The sequence below is a fragment of the Acinetobacter sp. T63 genome (genome assembly GCF_053852345.1).
Map to the genome: position 1 here is coordinate 2,329,041 of NZ_CM132659.1, position 14,415 is coordinate 2,343,455.

14 protein-coding genes are annotated in these 14,415 nt (G+C 46.2%); 10 read left to right on the forward strand and 4 right to left on the reverse strand.

Features of this window, described 5'->3' with window-relative positions; all coding sequences use genetic code 11:
* Positions 1-74 precede the first annotated feature (74 nt).
* A complete protein-coding gene (locus ACVLR6_RS11190) occupies positions 75-725 on the reverse strand; it encodes an OmpA family protein (protein ID WP_005179792.1) in 651 nt (216 codons plus the stop codon).
* A gap of 242 nt (positions 726-967) precedes the next feature.
* Between ACVLR6_RS11190 and ACVLR6_RS11195 the strand changes: the two genes are divergently transcribed.
* From ACVLR6_RS11195 to ACVLR6_RS11225, 7 genes are all read left to right on the forward strand, one after another.
* Entirely contained in the window at positions 968-1,888 is a 921-nt protein-coding gene (locus tag ACVLR6_RS11195; RefSeq protein ID WP_455995229.1) for an acyltransferase, read from the forward strand.
* Positions 1,889-1,906: 18 nt separating this feature from the next.
* Positions 1,907-2,962, forward strand: a complete 1,056-nt coding sequence (locus tag ACVLR6_RS11200; protein WP_035363269.1) for a hypothetical protein — start codon at positions 1,907-1,909, stop codon at positions 2,960-2,962.
* 121 nt (positions 2,963-3,083) lie between these two features.
* On the forward strand, positions 3,084-3,806 hold the full coding sequence (minC, locus tag ACVLR6_RS11205; RefSeq protein ID WP_005179806.1) for a septum site-determining protein MinC: 723 nt from the start codon (positions 3,084-3,086) through the stop codon (positions 3,804-3,806).
* A gap of 68 nt (positions 3,807-3,874) precedes the next feature.
* Positions 3,875-4,687, forward strand: a complete 813-nt coding sequence (gene minD / locus ACVLR6_RS11210; RefSeq protein ID WP_005179808.1) for a septum site-determining protein MinD — start codon at positions 3,875-3,877, stop codon at positions 4,685-4,687.
* Between the two features lie 2 nt (positions 4,688-4,689).
* On the forward strand, positions 4,690-4,962 hold the full coding sequence (gene minE, locus ACVLR6_RS11215) for a cell division topological specificity factor MinE (protein ID WP_005179812.1): 273 nt from the start codon (positions 4,690-4,692) through the stop codon (positions 4,960-4,962).
* Positions 4,963-5,164: 202 nt separating this feature from the next.
* Positions 5,165-5,452, forward strand: a complete 288-nt coding sequence (locus tag ACVLR6_RS11220) for a PA4642 family protein (protein ID WP_005179823.1) — start codon at positions 5,165-5,167, stop codon at positions 5,450-5,452.
* A 107-nt stretch (positions 5,453-5,559) separates the two neighbouring features.
* Positions 5,560-6,864: an IS4 family transposase gene (locus ACVLR6_RS11225; RefSeq protein WP_455995231.1), complete on the forward strand. Its 1,305-nt coding sequence runs from the start codon at positions 5,560-5,562 to the stop codon at positions 6,862-6,864.
* A 53-nt stretch (positions 6,865-6,917) separates the two neighbouring features.
* On the opposite strand, the gene ACVLR6_RS11230 is transcribed toward ACVLR6_RS11225, so the two are convergent.
* Positions 6,918-9,977: a DNA translocase FtsK gene (locus ACVLR6_RS11230; protein WP_168414832.1), complete on the reverse strand. Its 3,060-nt coding sequence runs from the start codon at positions 9,975-9,977 to the stop codon at positions 6,918-6,920.
* A 247-nt stretch (positions 9,978-10,224) separates the two neighbouring features.
* On the opposite strand from ACVLR6_RS11230, the gene trxB reads away from it, so the two are divergent.
* From trxB to ACVLR6_RS11245, 3 genes are all read left to right on the forward strand, one after another.
* Positions 10,225-11,181: a thioredoxin-disulfide reductase gene (gene trxB / locus ACVLR6_RS11235; RefSeq protein WP_104472558.1), complete on the forward strand. Its 957-nt coding sequence runs from the start codon at positions 10,225-10,227 to the stop codon at positions 11,179-11,181.
* An 80-nt stretch (positions 11,182-11,261) separates the two neighbouring features.
* Complete coding sequence (aat, locus tag ACVLR6_RS11240) at positions 11,262-11,993, forward strand: leucyl/phenylalanyl-tRNA--protein transferase (protein WP_455995232.1); 732 nt, start codon at positions 11,262-11,264, stop codon at positions 11,991-11,993.
* A 16-nt stretch (positions 11,994-12,009) separates the two neighbouring features.
* Positions 12,010-12,825, forward strand: a complete 816-nt coding sequence (locus ACVLR6_RS11245; protein ID WP_005179833.1) for an arginyltransferase — start codon at positions 12,010-12,012, stop codon at positions 12,823-12,825.
* Between the two features lie 19 nt (positions 12,826-12,844).
* Here the strand turns inward: ACVLR6_RS11245 and rimI are convergent, their stop codons facing one another.
* Both rimI and ACVLR6_RS11255 read right to left on the reverse strand, forming a co-directional pair.
* Positions 12,845-13,309, reverse strand: a complete 465-nt coding sequence (rimI, locus tag ACVLR6_RS11250; protein ID WP_286390415.1) for a ribosomal protein S18-alanine N-acetyltransferase — start codon at positions 13,307-13,309, stop codon at positions 12,845-12,847.
* Positions 13,310-13,412: 103 nt separating this feature from the next.
* Positions 13,413-14,294: a metal-dependent hydrolase gene (locus ACVLR6_RS11255; RefSeq protein ID WP_455995234.1), complete on the reverse strand. Its 882-nt coding sequence runs from the start codon at positions 14,292-14,294 to the stop codon at positions 13,413-13,415.
* Positions 14,295-14,415 lie beyond the last annotated feature (121 nt).

Consider the following 14,415-nt stretch of genomic DNA (forward strand, 5'->3'; position numbering starts at 1 on the left):
GCCTAATCTAAAATGCTGCTTTTCTGGTCATAAAAAAAACCACCCGAAGGTGGTTTTTTGAATTCTGGACCGAATTACTGGATCGCGTAAATGCTGATCTCAACACGACGGTTTTGTTCACGGCCTTCTGCAGTTGCGTTAGACGCGATCGGGTTTGATGAACCGTGACCTTGGGCATTAATACGTGCAGTTGATACACCACGAGATGCCAGGTAGCTCGCTACAGATTGCGCACGCGCCTGAGATAACGGGATGTTGATAGAGTCATTACCGGTGCTGTCAGTATAACCTGTCACCAAGATACCGCTCTTGTTATCTTCTGTCAGGACTTGCGCCACTTTATCTAGAGTTGCATAGAAGTTTGGCTTGATGTTTGACTTGTTGGTATCAAAAGTAATGTTACCTGGCATGATCAGGCCAACAGAACCATCTGGGTTACGGTTAACATCTACACCGGTACCAGCCATTTGTTGACGTAATTTTTTCTCTTTATTGTCCAAGTAGATACCTGCAGCCCCACCGAGTACCGCACCAATTGCTGCTGCACGGTTGTTTTGTGCGCTGGTATTGGCATTCCCTTTAGAAACACCATAACCTGCTGCCGCACCAATAATGGTTCCTAATGCGGTTTTGTCATATTCTACGCCGCCCAGGTTATTACCAGTGGTTTGACAACCTGTTAATACCATTGCCCCGACTACTGCTGAAATTGCTAGTGCACGCATCGCATGCCTCCTTACTTGTGTTTTTCGTATATGGGAAAGTTTGGATGAAATAAAGTGCTTAGACCATTGATTTTTTGTTAATAAATAAACTTTTATTTACAATTTGCAATAATCTCATGTTGTTCTACGCATAAGTTCACCATAATTCCTACACAGTTTCACTTCAACACTTTTTTATTTTAAAAACAACAATTATATTGGGCAGAACTTCGTATAAGTTGTTTTTATATTCAGGACTGTTTATGTCATCTAAAACCAATAAGCAACCGCTCTTAAAAAAAATCACAAAAGGGCTTACGGTCAGCTCAGTGATCACCGGCAGCACTTTTTTACATGGACCGCCGGTACTGGCTTTGGGCCTGACCAAATTGTTCAAGAAATCGGCCAAGGTCGACCAGACCAATATCCAGATTACCAACAGCTGGCTGAGTGTCAACAACTGGCTGATTGACCATGTATTACCCAATACCCACTGGGACATCAGTATTGAAGATGGTCTGGAACTGAGCATGCAGGGCCGTTATTTAATGACCTGTAACCACCAGAGCTGGGTCGATACCACCGTCAACCAGTATTTCGGTTTAACCCGCATGCCGCTGACCCGTTTCTTTACCAAATGGGAACTGATCTTCATTCCTTTTGTCGGACAGGCCTTTAAAATTCTGGGTTTTCCAATGATGAAACGGCACACCAAAGAACAGATTGCCAAAAATCCGGCGCTAAAAGACCGCGATATGCTGGAAGCGCGTAAATCTTGCGAGCAACTGCTCAGCCAGCCATTTACCCTGCTCAACTATCTGGAAGGCACGCGCTTTACCCAGGAAAAGCATGATCAGCAACAATCACCGTATCAGCATCTGCTGAAACCCAAAGCTGGCGGTCTGGCGCTGGCGCTGAATATTCTGGGCAATGAAATTGATGCGCTGCTAGATATGACCATTGTGTATCCGGACGGCGCACCGGGTTATGGTGAATTCTGGCTGGGTGAAGTGCCACGTATTGCGGTCAATCTGCGAAAAATTGACATTCCAGACTGGGTCTTGGGTGGTGACTATGAAGAAGATGCCGCATATCGGGAACGTTTTCAGGACTGGGTGCATCAACTCTGGACAGAGAAAGATCAGCTCATTCATGAAATGAAACAGAAATTTGCTGAGCAGTAAGCGAGTACCAAAAGCATTATGAAGAAACGCGAAGAGCCGGTGATCAAATCTTCCTTTCACTTTGTCAGAAAGGACTCATGGAGCTGGAAAGTAGTGCTGGTATACGACATCTTTATGATGGCGTTGATCCTCATCAACCTGTTCTGCCTGAGTGCCAATGCCATTTTGATGAGTGATTTTGGTGACTGGCTTTTCAACTTTATTCAGTTGCCGGAGGTACTGCAATTTTATCGCACAGAACTGCGTCCCTGGGTCATTATTACCGAAGGCTGGTTTACCACCTTCCTGATTATCGAATTACTGGTACGTTGGGGCCTGGCGATTATTTTCCGGCATCATGCCCGCTGGTGGTTCTTCCCCTTCGTACACTGGTATGAAGTGCTGTCGATTCTGCCACAGCTGCGTTTTCTGCGTTTATTACGTGCCGTGGCAATTGGCTACAACCTATATAGTCATGGCTACAAGGTCATCCCGGACAGCATCTTCCGACGTGCCAACTTTTATTACAACCTGGTGATGGAAGAACTGTCGAGCCGGATTGTGCTGACCATTGTCAATAACCTGCAACGTGAACTGAGCAGCAGCACTGGTCATCGCCAGTTTATTGATGATCTGGTCGAGCAGCACCGCAAACTGCTGGCCGCAGCACTGGCCGACATCTTGCAGCAATCTTTGGGTAAAGAATTGCAGAGCCAGCGTCAGAGCATTGCCGAAAATGTCGGTCAGGTGGTGAGTCAGGCCATTGAAGATACCCCGGAGCTGACCCAGTTACTGCGCCTGCTGCCAATTGTCGGCGGACGTATGGAACGGCAGATTCAAAGCATTGGCCAACGTTTGGGCGAAAATATTACCCAAGGGCTGATTCAGCCTTTTGCCCATCATGACACCCTGCCAGATAATGTGGCCTATGCGCATATTGCTGACAAAGTCAGCCAGATCGAGATTGAACATAATCCGCATATTGATGCGTTGGTAGAATCTGCGGTATTTGAAACCCTGGAAGCCATTCGCAAACAGGTGAAAGTGAAAAAGTGGCAACAGATCCTGAATGAGCAGGAAACTGACAAAGAATAGCCAGCAATAAAAATATTTAAACCTTCGGCTAGAGTATTCGGCCGAATTGTTCTAGGATTTGCTCTATTTACAACATTTACTTCGACAACAATGAACAGGTCAGAAGTCTTAAGGAATCATTATGGCTGACATACGGATAAAAGGCAGAATGGTCAATGCGATTCGCATTAGCTTAGATACAGATGATCATGATGCGATCCGCCAGCAATTGAGCCCAATGTTACAAAAAGGGTTTCCACCCCAAATTCCGGCGGTGATTGAAAGTTCGGTAGATCAGGAATTAATTGCCCTGATTCAACTGCTGATTGATCTGAATGTACAGCCACTGGCCGTGGTAGAAGGCATTCTGTCGGAACAGGCGCGTGCCATCCAGTTCCCGGTAATTCCGCAAGATCGTCAGTTACAACAGATCAAAGCCACCCAAGAACAGGTCATTGAAACTCCGGCAGAACCTGAAGCGCCTGCCGCAGAAGCCGCGGTGGTAGAAGCTGCAGCGGCACGAATTTCGCATGTGACCTCTTATCACGATGAAATTCTGCGTACCGGTCAATGTCTGGTCCAGAACCAGGGCGATATTATCTTGAAAGCTGGTATTAACAGCGGTTCGGAAGTGATTGCTTCAGGAAATATACATATTTATGGTAGCGTTCGTGGTAGAGTCATTGCCGGCGCAGGTGGGAACAGTTCAGCACGAATTTTCTGTCATTCCCTAGAAGCAGAATTGGTATCTATTGCAGGCACTTACTGTGTGGCAGACGATATTCCCCCGCACGTAACGAAAAAACCGGTACATATTTACCTAAATGACAACCAAGAGCTTGTATTTGAAGCTCTGGAATTTTAATGTATAAATAAACACCAAAAAACCCCATACACAAAAGGGGGATTTAAACCATAACAGGAGTGGATTCGGTGGCGAAAATTGTTGTCGTAACATCAGGCAAAGGTGGCGTAGGTAAAACTACAACGAGTGCATCTTTTGCAACAGGTTTAGCCCTACGTGGCCACAAAACTGTTGTTATCGATTTTGACGTGGGTTTGCGTAACCTGGACTTGATCATGGGTTGTGAACGTCGCGTTGTTTATGATTTTGTGAATGTTTTAAATAATGAAGCGCGTTTACAACAAGCATTAATTCGCGATAAAGATATTGAAAACCTTTATATTTTACCTGCTTCTCAAACTCGTGATAAAGATGCCCTGACCGATGAAGGTGTGGCACGTGTCATGGATGAGCTTGCTCAAGAGTTTGATTACATTATCTGTGACTCACCAGCAGGGATTGAGCGTGGCGCCATTTTAGCCATGTACCATGCCGATGAAGCGATTATTGTGACCAACCCTGAAATTTCTTCAGTACGTGACTCGGATCGTATTATTGGCATGCTCGACAGCAAAACCAAAAAAGTAGAACAAAACGAAGGACGTATCCGTAAGCATTTATGTATCACACGTTTCAATCCGGAACGTGCCGATAAACAGGAAATGCTCACCATTGACGATATTTCAAAAGATATTTTACGTGTACCAACTTTAGGTGTAATTCCAGAATGTAAAAGCGTTCTGCAAGCATCTAACGAAGGTAAGCCAGTCATTCTGTATAGCGAAACTGAAGCGGGTCAGGCGTATGATGACCTGGTGGCACGTTTCTTGGGTGAAGAGCGTCCATACCGTCACATTACTGCTAAACCTAAAGGCTGGTTAGCACGATTATTTGGAGCATAATTATGGCAGGATTCTGGAGTAAATTATTTAGCAGCGAAGAAAAAGCATCAAGTGCTCAAACCGCCAAGGATCGTTTAAAAGTCATTGTTGCTTCTGAAAATGGTTTAGGCCGCCGCCTGAGCCAGGACAAAATTGACCAGATGAAAAAAGAAATCATGCAGGTCGTGAACCGCTATGTCCGCGGTGTCGATGAACAGCACATTCAAATGTCGGTACGTTCTGAAGCCAACATTGAAATGCTTGAAATGAATATCAATTTGCCTGAAGAGCGATAATCTGATTTTTGATTAGTCAAGCAAATTGAATCAAGGCAGAATATGAGGCGGAAATAGCAAACTTAAAGCATTGCTTTAAGGATTTGCCCAGCCGCAAGACGAGAAGCTGTGCTTCAAGATAAAGTGCACAAAGACACTTTGCCTCTTGCGAACTCATATTTTGCCTTTTTTTCATTTCGAAAAACTATTCCAGGAGATTGCGATGGCATTGTCTCAACCAGCAACATTCAATGAAGAATGGTCAGATGAGCGTGTATTTGCCTACCTGAATCAGCTTCCTCCTCATGGTGTGAATGCTGATTTCCATGTGCTTTACCATGCATTTAAACATATGCGCCCAACAGACTATGAGCGCTTACTGACCCAGTTTGTTGCCGATGGCCGTGATGTAAATGCCACCAATCCTGAAGGACAGCGCATTCATGACGTGATTGCAGAATTCCCGCGCCAAAGCGCAGAATTCTTGGCAGTACTGGCAAAATTTGCTTAAGTCGCACTGCCGATAAAAAGCCCACCTATTGGTGTAATGCCAGTCAGTTAAGCAAATTTTAGTAAAATGTAGTAAAAATGAGTGTATGTAAATACGCTCATTTTTTTATGTCTTTATCTGAACATTTAGAATCCACTCTTGAACATGCTCTCCCATCACTCAACCATTTTTGTGAACTTATTGATTTAAATTGGATTGAAACAAGCCTGCATCAAACAGGTAAGGCATCGATCAGAAGGAGAAAATTACCTGCTGAGCACGTGGTTTGGCTTGTTCTTGGGCTTGCCTTGTTTCGCAATCAACCCATCAGCTATGTGGTAGAACAATTAAAACTCGTGTTTGGTACAACAGATTATTGTGTTCCTAGTGCAGCTGTCCAAGCTCGACAACGTTTAGGTCGAGAACCCTTAGCTGCCTTATTCTCCTTAATCAGCCAAGCATGGTTTGATGAATCACAACAACAATATTCAACCTTTCAAGGTCTTAGTGTATGTGCTGTTGACGGGGTGGTTTGGTCTATGCCACTGACCAAGGAGAATTTTAATCATTTTGGCTCATCTAAAAGTAAAACTGCTGTAGCACCTTACCCACAAGTTAGAGCCACGTGTCTAGTGAATACCAATACTCATGAAATCATAGATGCCCAAATAGGCAGTATGGATCAAGGTGAACTCACATTAGCAAATCAATTATCTCCTCCAGCACAAAGTATTACTTTGTTTGATCGAGCTTATTTCTCTGCTGATTTTTTAATAGGCTGGCAAACACGTGGAGAATCAAGCCATTGGCTTATGCGAGCTAAAGATAATTTACGTTATGACATAATTAAACGGAATTCCCCACATGATTTTCATATCAGGATGCCAATATCAGCAAGAGCCAAAAAACTTAATCCAGCATTAGGAGATTACTGGGAAGCACGTTTAATTGAAGTTGAGCAGGCAGGAAAAATCAGACGTTACATTACTTCATTATTAGATTCAAAGACATACCCACTTATAGCCTTGGCAAAGTTATATGCTCAGCGTTGGGAAATTGAAATGTGTTACCGAGAAATTAAAAGCAATTTACAGGAAGGTAAGCACTTAAGGAGCAAACAGCCAGACTTAATTTATCAAGAATTATGGGGTGTCTTGATTGCTTATAATGTTCTAAGAAGACAAATGAAATATATGGCTCAACGTGCCAAAGTAAGCCCGTTGAGGATCAGTTTTCATATTGCATCTATTGCCCTTCTTAATTTACTCAGATTCGACTCTTTGGCTTCTGCAGGTAATCTACCCAAACATCTGGAAAGTTTAATGGAGAAATCTAATCGGTATGTTATACCTGAGAGAAGAGTGAGGAGTTATCCAAGGGTTGTAAAAGGAAAACCTCAAAAATACCCAAGAAAAAGCCAGTCAATCTCTTAACTGACTGGCATTACACCTATTGGTGGGCTTTGTTTATAAAGATCGAGAACAGCTTAAACCAGAATTTCACGCTTGCCGTTCGGACCCTGTTCACTGACAATACCCTGCTCCTGCATCTGATCGACAATACGCGCCGCACGGTTATAACCGAGGCTAAACTTACGCTGTAAAGACGATACCGATACTTTACGGGTTTCCAGCACAAAGGCCACACACTGGTCATACAGCGCATCACGGTCTGAGCCGCCATCACCACCATCTTCAAAACCACGTGACGCTGGTTCTTCATCAAATGGAGTCAGAATTTCATCGACATAATCCGGTGAACCCCGTTCACGCCAGGCATCACAAATCCGGTTGACTTCATCATCGGAAATAAAGGCACCATGCACACGTTCCGGTTCAATTTTACCTGGTCCAAGGAACAGCATGTCACCATGACCGAGCAGGTCTTCTGCCCCGCCAGCATCCAGAATAGTCCGTGAGTCAATTTTTGAGTTCACGCGCAAGGCCACGCGAGTCGGGATGTTGGCCTTGATCAGACCGGTAATGACATCCACCGATGGACGCTGGGTAGCCAGCAATAAGTGAATCCCAGCTGCACGTGATTTCTGCGCCAGACGGGTAATCATTTCTTCGGCTTTTTTACCGACCTGCATAATCATGTCGGCAAACTCATCCGCCACAATCACAATTGATGGTAACGGCGTCAAGCGCGGTGCACGTTCCTGGGTTGCTGAATCGCCCGGTTTCCAGGTCGGATCAATCAGGTCCTCGCCATTAGCCAGTGCTTCTTCAACCTTGCGATTATAGTCGCTGAGTTTACGGATTTTCAGGAATGACATCAGCTTATAACGGCGTTCCATTTCATTGACACACCAGTTCAGGGCGCTGACCGCATCTTTCATGTCAGTTACCACCGGCGTTAACAAATGTGGAATATCGTTATAGTTGGCCAGTTCCAGCTGTTTCGGGTCAATCAGAATTAAACGCAGTTGATCCGGCTTGTATTTAAGCAACATCGACAGAATCATCGAGTTCACCGCCACCGATTTACCCGAACCGGTGGTCCCCGCAACCAGCATATGCGGCGCTTTGCCCAGTTCGGTAATCACCGGATTACCAGAAATATCTTTACCCATCGCCATCGACAGGATGCCATCCTGATCTTCAAATTTCGGGGTTTGCACCAGCTCAATCAGACGCACCATTTCGCGGGTACTGTTTGGCACCTCAATACCGATATACGGTTTGCCCGGAATCACCTCGACCACACGCACCGAAGCCATCGACATGGAACGGGCCAGGTCACGGGAAATATTGGTGACTTTCGAGGCTTTTACCCCCGGCGCCAGATCCAGCTCAAAACGTGTAACTACCGGTCCCGGCTGCGCTTCCACCACTTTGGCTTTGACATTAAATTCCTGCAGCTTGATTTCCAGCAGTTCAGATAAACGCTCCAGCTGCTCTGCGGTGAAGTTGACCTTTTTATTTGGATCGACCTTATCCAGTAGCTCCAGACCCGGCAATGGTGATAAATCACGACGTTTCTCTGCGACCTGCATGGCACGCGACATTGGACGGCCCATGGCATCGGTTAATGGCGCATCAAAGTCAAATTCATCTTCTTCTTGCGGTTTTCCGGCAGTTTCATGCCACGCCTCAATGAATTCTTCTTTCGATAGGGCTTCTTTCACCGCGTCATTGACCACTGGTGCAGCCGCTGTGGCACTTACCGCAGCCTGATGCTGAATAGGCGCCTGTACAAAAGCCGAAGACTGCGCATAACTGCTGGTAGTTCTTGGGGCAGGTGCTTCTGGCTTCAGATCATCAACCAGCAGATCATCCAGCCCTTCAAATTCTTCATCACTCAGACGGTTTTTCGGGCTTGCATACTGCGCTGTGGCAGCCGATGGCATTTCAACTGCTTGTGCGTCTGGCACCGGCTGAATGTGCGGCGCGGGTTCAGGCTGCGACTGACTATTAAACGGACTGTGCAGATCCTGAGCAGCTTTCCCATTCGGTACAGCAGCCAGCAATTCATCAAAGATTTCATCATCATCCCAGTCAATATTAGACTGCGGCGTATTCGATGCAGGCGGTGCATCATGCACGGGTTGGACCACTGCATTAAAATGATCTTTCGGTGCGTGCGGAATCTGGTCCTGAGAGGCGCGCAACAATTCATGAATATCCTGACTGTGCTTCTGGTCAGCATCATCATTCAGGGCGCGCCAGACTTCACCGGTTGCCACCACACGCTGACTGTCCTGGGTCAGGCGATGGGCTTTTTCGACCGTCTGCTCAAAGGCCTGCTCTTCTTCATCTAGCAGATCCTGCTCTGCAGAACGCTGCTGTTCACGCTCGACCATATCATCAAACAGACGCTCAGCCACCTGTTCATGACGGGACACCGCTGGTGCCACCGGAGCTTCTTCGACTTCACGATGTTCTGGTGCCGGTGTAACCACTTCAGCTGCGGCTGGCGCAGTGGCCACCACTGTTTTTTTAACGACCGGTGCCGGTTGATCAGCTTTAGGCACATCACGGTAAAACAGGTCTTGTAAATAAGCTGGCGTGGCTTTTAAAGTCACCCAGGTCCGGTTCCATTTAATCCCAAAGGCCAGTGTAAACAGGACACCCCAGAACACCAGCAGGAAAAAGGCCGCGCCATAAATAGTGAGCAGCTGCGACAGGCTCTGCCCCAGTTCATAACCAATAATCCCGCCAGAAGCATTTTCTAGCGTATCGGCCGGCACTTGCCAGAACAAATACAATAGACTGGCAGTGGCCAGCAAAATAAAGAACTGCGCTGCATAACGGAAAGGACGGTTCAGGAAACTGCGCGGCCACCACACCTGAATGGCTTCAATAAACAGGTACAGCGGAATCAGCAGACTGGCCCAGCCTAAAAAGCCGAACAACAGGTCGGCAATCCATGCGCCGGCGACCCCGCTGGCATTGGACACCTGCTGGGTATCACTAGACAAATGCATCCAGCCCGGATCAAAAGGGGTATAGGTGACTGTCGCAAGGAACAGATAAATCCCGAATGAGACCAAAAATAATGTCATTATTAAGCGCTGTGCATAGGCACCCGACACCGCAGTCATATACTGTCCTGTAACCAATTTTTCATAAATGTTCTTGTGCAACCCGCCAGTTTGGCATGGCCATAAAATAGATATTATGCACCTGTTGCAGCAAAAAAGATGCAAGATTATTGAAGTCAGTTGTTAACTTTTTCTATATAGCTTAAATCGATTTCTATGATCAATAATATCCACTGAATCTCACACAACTGTTATACAGTTTCACGTATAATTCCATAAATTGCTCAATAATAAAAGGATGCTACAGATGGGTGCTCGTCATTCACGTTTGATTATTTTAGGTTCAGGACCTGCAGGTTATAGTGCTGCCGTTTATGCTGCACGTGCCAATTTAAAACCGACCTTAATTGCAGGTTTACAACTCGGTGGTCAACTTACGACGACAACAGAAGTAGATAACTGGCCGGGTGATCCGGAAGGTCTGACAGGACCAGTGCTCATGGAACGTATGCAGGCCCATGCAGAACGTTTCGGGACCGAAATTGTCTATGACCATATCAATGAAGTCGATTTAAGTGTGCGTCCATTCGTCCTTAAAGGCGATATGGAAGAGTTCACCTGTGATGCCTTAATTATTGCCACCGGTGCTACGGCTCAATACCTCGGTCTGGAATCTGAAGCCAAATTCATGGGCCAAGGCGTTAGTGCCTGTGCTACCTGTGATGGTTTCTTCTACAAAAACCAGAACGTGATGGTTGTTGGTGGTGGTAATACCGCAGTTGAAGAAGCGCTGTATCTTTCCAATATCGCCTCTCACGTGACCCTGGTACACCGCCGTGACAGCCTGCGTTCAGAGAAAATTCTGCAAGATCATATTTTTGCCAAAGAAAAAGAAGGCAAAATCAGCATTCTCTGGAACAACCAGGTCGATGAAGTCCTGGGTGATGCACAATCTGGTGTGACTGCCGTACGTTTGAAATCTACTGTCGATGGTTCAACCCAGAATGTAGATGTATCTGGTATGTTCGTGGCGATTGGTCACAAGCCAAATACGGGCATGTTCGAAGGCCAGTTAAACCTGCGTGATGGTTATATTCAGGTTCAAAGTGGTACTGCCGGTAACGCAACCCAAACCTCTGTACCGGGCGTATTCGCAGCCGGTGACGTGGCAGACAGCGTCTATCGTCAAGCGATTACATCAGCTGGTTCAGGCTGTATGGCAGCCCTAGATGCTGAAAAATATCTGGATGCCCTAGGTGAATAATTTTGCCTAAAGCACGAGCCGCCCAATCCGGGCGGCTTTTTTATGTATGATAGAGATCTGTTTCGATTCAGAGTAGCTGTATGACCGCACTTGCACCCTCACAATTTATTTTCCCCCATCCTGATGAAGCTGATCCACAGGGTGAAGGACTGATTTGTATTGGTGCAGACCTGTCCCCCTCGACCCTGTTTGAAGCTTATACCCACGGCCTGTTTCCGTGGTTTTCCGACGGTGATCCGATTTGCTGGTGGAGTCCCGAGCCGCGCTGCATTATCCGCCCTCAGGATTATCATCCAAGCAAGTCACTGCTGCGTAACATGAAAAAAGGTGATTACCGGATTAGCATCAATCAGGCCTTTGAACGGGTGATTCGCTGTTGTTCGCTGCCACGGGCCTATGCCAATGACACCTGGATTTCCGAAGACATCATTCAGGGCTATATTGACCTGTTTGAGGCCGGTTATGGCTATAGTGTCGAAGTCTGGGAGCAGGATGCGCTGGTCGGTGGTTTGTATGGCGTCACCATTGGCCGCGGCTGCTTTGGCGAGTCAATGTTTAGCCAGCGCACAGATGTCTCTAAAATGGCGTTTTATACCTTAATGCTGATTGGCCGCGACAACGCCCTGCCCTGGATTGACTGCCAGCTGGTCAATGACCATCTATTAAGTCTGGGCGCCTGTACAATAACTCGCCAAGCATACTTAAAATCGTTACAAGATATTGTAAAACAGCCGGCGATAGATTGGAAAAAATACCAGGAGGGTGTATTTTCAAGTAAAACAATAGCGCAAAACGACTCACTGGATGAATAAATAAAGAGGGATTGCCATGAATTCATATCAACCGAAATCCCTGCTCAACGAATTACAATATTATATTACGCCGCCGCATAACTGCAGTTATCTGGATGATAAATCTGCTCGCATGGTGTTTTTAGATCCGGCGCACCGGATTGATGTGGTGACCCTGTCTGAACTGTCACGCATGGGCTTTCGTCGTAGCGGTGACTTTGTCTATCGGCCGGAATGCCATTTATGCCGTCAATGTCTGTCTTCGCGCGTGCCGGTACACGAATTTCAAATGAACAGCACCCAGAAAAAAGCCTGGAAACGCAATCAGGACCTGCACGTCACCATCCGCTCTACCCAAGAAGCCAATGAACAGCATTATGCGCTGTATGAGCGTTATATTAATGAACGCCATGCCGATGGCGATATGTATCCGCCAAGTCAGGATCAGTTTGAAAAATTTCTGGTACACAGCTGCACCGACAGTTTCTTTTTAGAGCTCTGGCACCAAGACCGGCTGATTGCAGTCTCGACCTGCGACCTGCTCGATGATGGCCTGTCTGCGGTGTATACCTTCTTTGATCCGGATGAAAACCGCCGCTCCTTGGGCGTATTTGCGATCTTAAAGCAGATTGAACACACCCAGAAACTCGGACTGCCTTATGTTTATTTAGGCTATTGGGTGCCGCATTCCAATAAAATGAATTATAAATCGCAGTATGTACCGCTGGAATTGCTGATTGATGGCCAATGGCGCCGGCTCAACCGCAGCTTAAGCAGCGAAGAAATCCGGCAATTGGGAAACTCTCTCATGACCACCCTGCCCAGTGGTTGGAATAATTCGATTATCAAATAAAACCCAATAATTTTAAAAATTAAGGTGATGAGAAGAGCGCGGCAAAATCATCACTACAGGCTTTAACCATAATAACCGCATGTTCACGTGTGCCATCCGGATTTGGATAATAATTTTTGCGCACATCAATCTGATGAAAGCCAGCTTTTTCATACAGACGGATAGCCGCGGTATTGCTTTCACGCACTTCCAGAAAAATTTGTACCGGCTGATTCGGCAACTGCGCAATCGAATGCTCCAGCAGCTGATAACCCAGCCCCTTCCCCTGCTGGTCAGGCACAACCGCCATCAGCAACAGGTTAGCTTCATCCAGCACCGGTTGCAAAATACAGAACCCGACCAGCTGGCCTTGCTGCTCGATTACAGTACATTGATAACTGTCTACCGCTTCAGCAAACTGTTTCAAGCTCCAGGGATGGCTTTGTACCTGTTGCTCAATGTTAAATACACTATGAATATCAGCGTGTTGCATTAAACGAATCATCTTCGTTCATCATCGGTCAAAACAAAGTTCGCATTATAAGAGCTCTGGATAAAAAATCGAGCAAAAAAAAGGGCAATTTTCATTGCCCCAAGAGTCAACACCGTTAGAAGCCCAATTTGGCTTTCCATGTGTCCAGCAGACTGACGGTATCTAAATCGTTCGGATGAAAGCCCGGGCGGAAATATGCCAGCATCTCACGGCCCATACCGGTAATAATGCCCTTAGACGGACTATAGGCATAGGTATAAATGGCCTTGAATGCTTCCAGATTCAGCTGTTTGTCTTCTTTTAACAGACGGAACAGGAAATAGTTTTGCACTACAAATAAGGTCAGCATCGCGGCAACCAGTGAGCTGGTGCGCAGTAAATAGGCTTTGGTGCCCTGACCGAATACACCCTCAAACACATCATAGGCCACGGCTTCATGCTCGTTTTCTTCAATCGCATGCCACAACCACATGGTTTTCATGGTGTCATCGCTCATCAGTTCCTGAATATGCGAATTACGTAGCAACTGGGTGGCAATGGTCGCGGTAAAATGTTCCAGTGCGGTGGTTGCAGTCAAATCAACCATTTCCTGGGTAATGCCAAAGGGTTTACCAACACCGGCAAATACCTTACGCGCGCCTTGAATCACTTTATCGGTATAACGATCTAAACGTTCTACATCATGGCCATATTTTTGTGCCGAGGCATTAAAGCCAACATGCTCCTGGGTATGCATGGCTTCCTGGCCAATAAAGGCTGAAATTTCTTTTTGCAGCTCCTGATTATCTTTAATTGCCGGGTGGTAACGCACTGCACGTACACTATCAATAAAGAATTTTTCACCGGCTGGAAACAAGGCAGATAAAGCGGTCATAAAATGCGTCAGGCCAGCCGAACCTTGCATCCAGTATTCTGGAACCTGATCAAACTCAAACGCCATACGACGTACCGGGAAACTGGCACCTGCGCGGTTGGTAATATTTACTTTAGCATTCATGACCTCAACTCCTTTCAAGTGAAGCGTCTCACCTGAAACTTTTATTTACTTTCTTCAGCTTTATCTTACGTGGTTCTGATATGGAGATAAGTGCAGTTAAGGTCAGGCGAATATCAGTTTA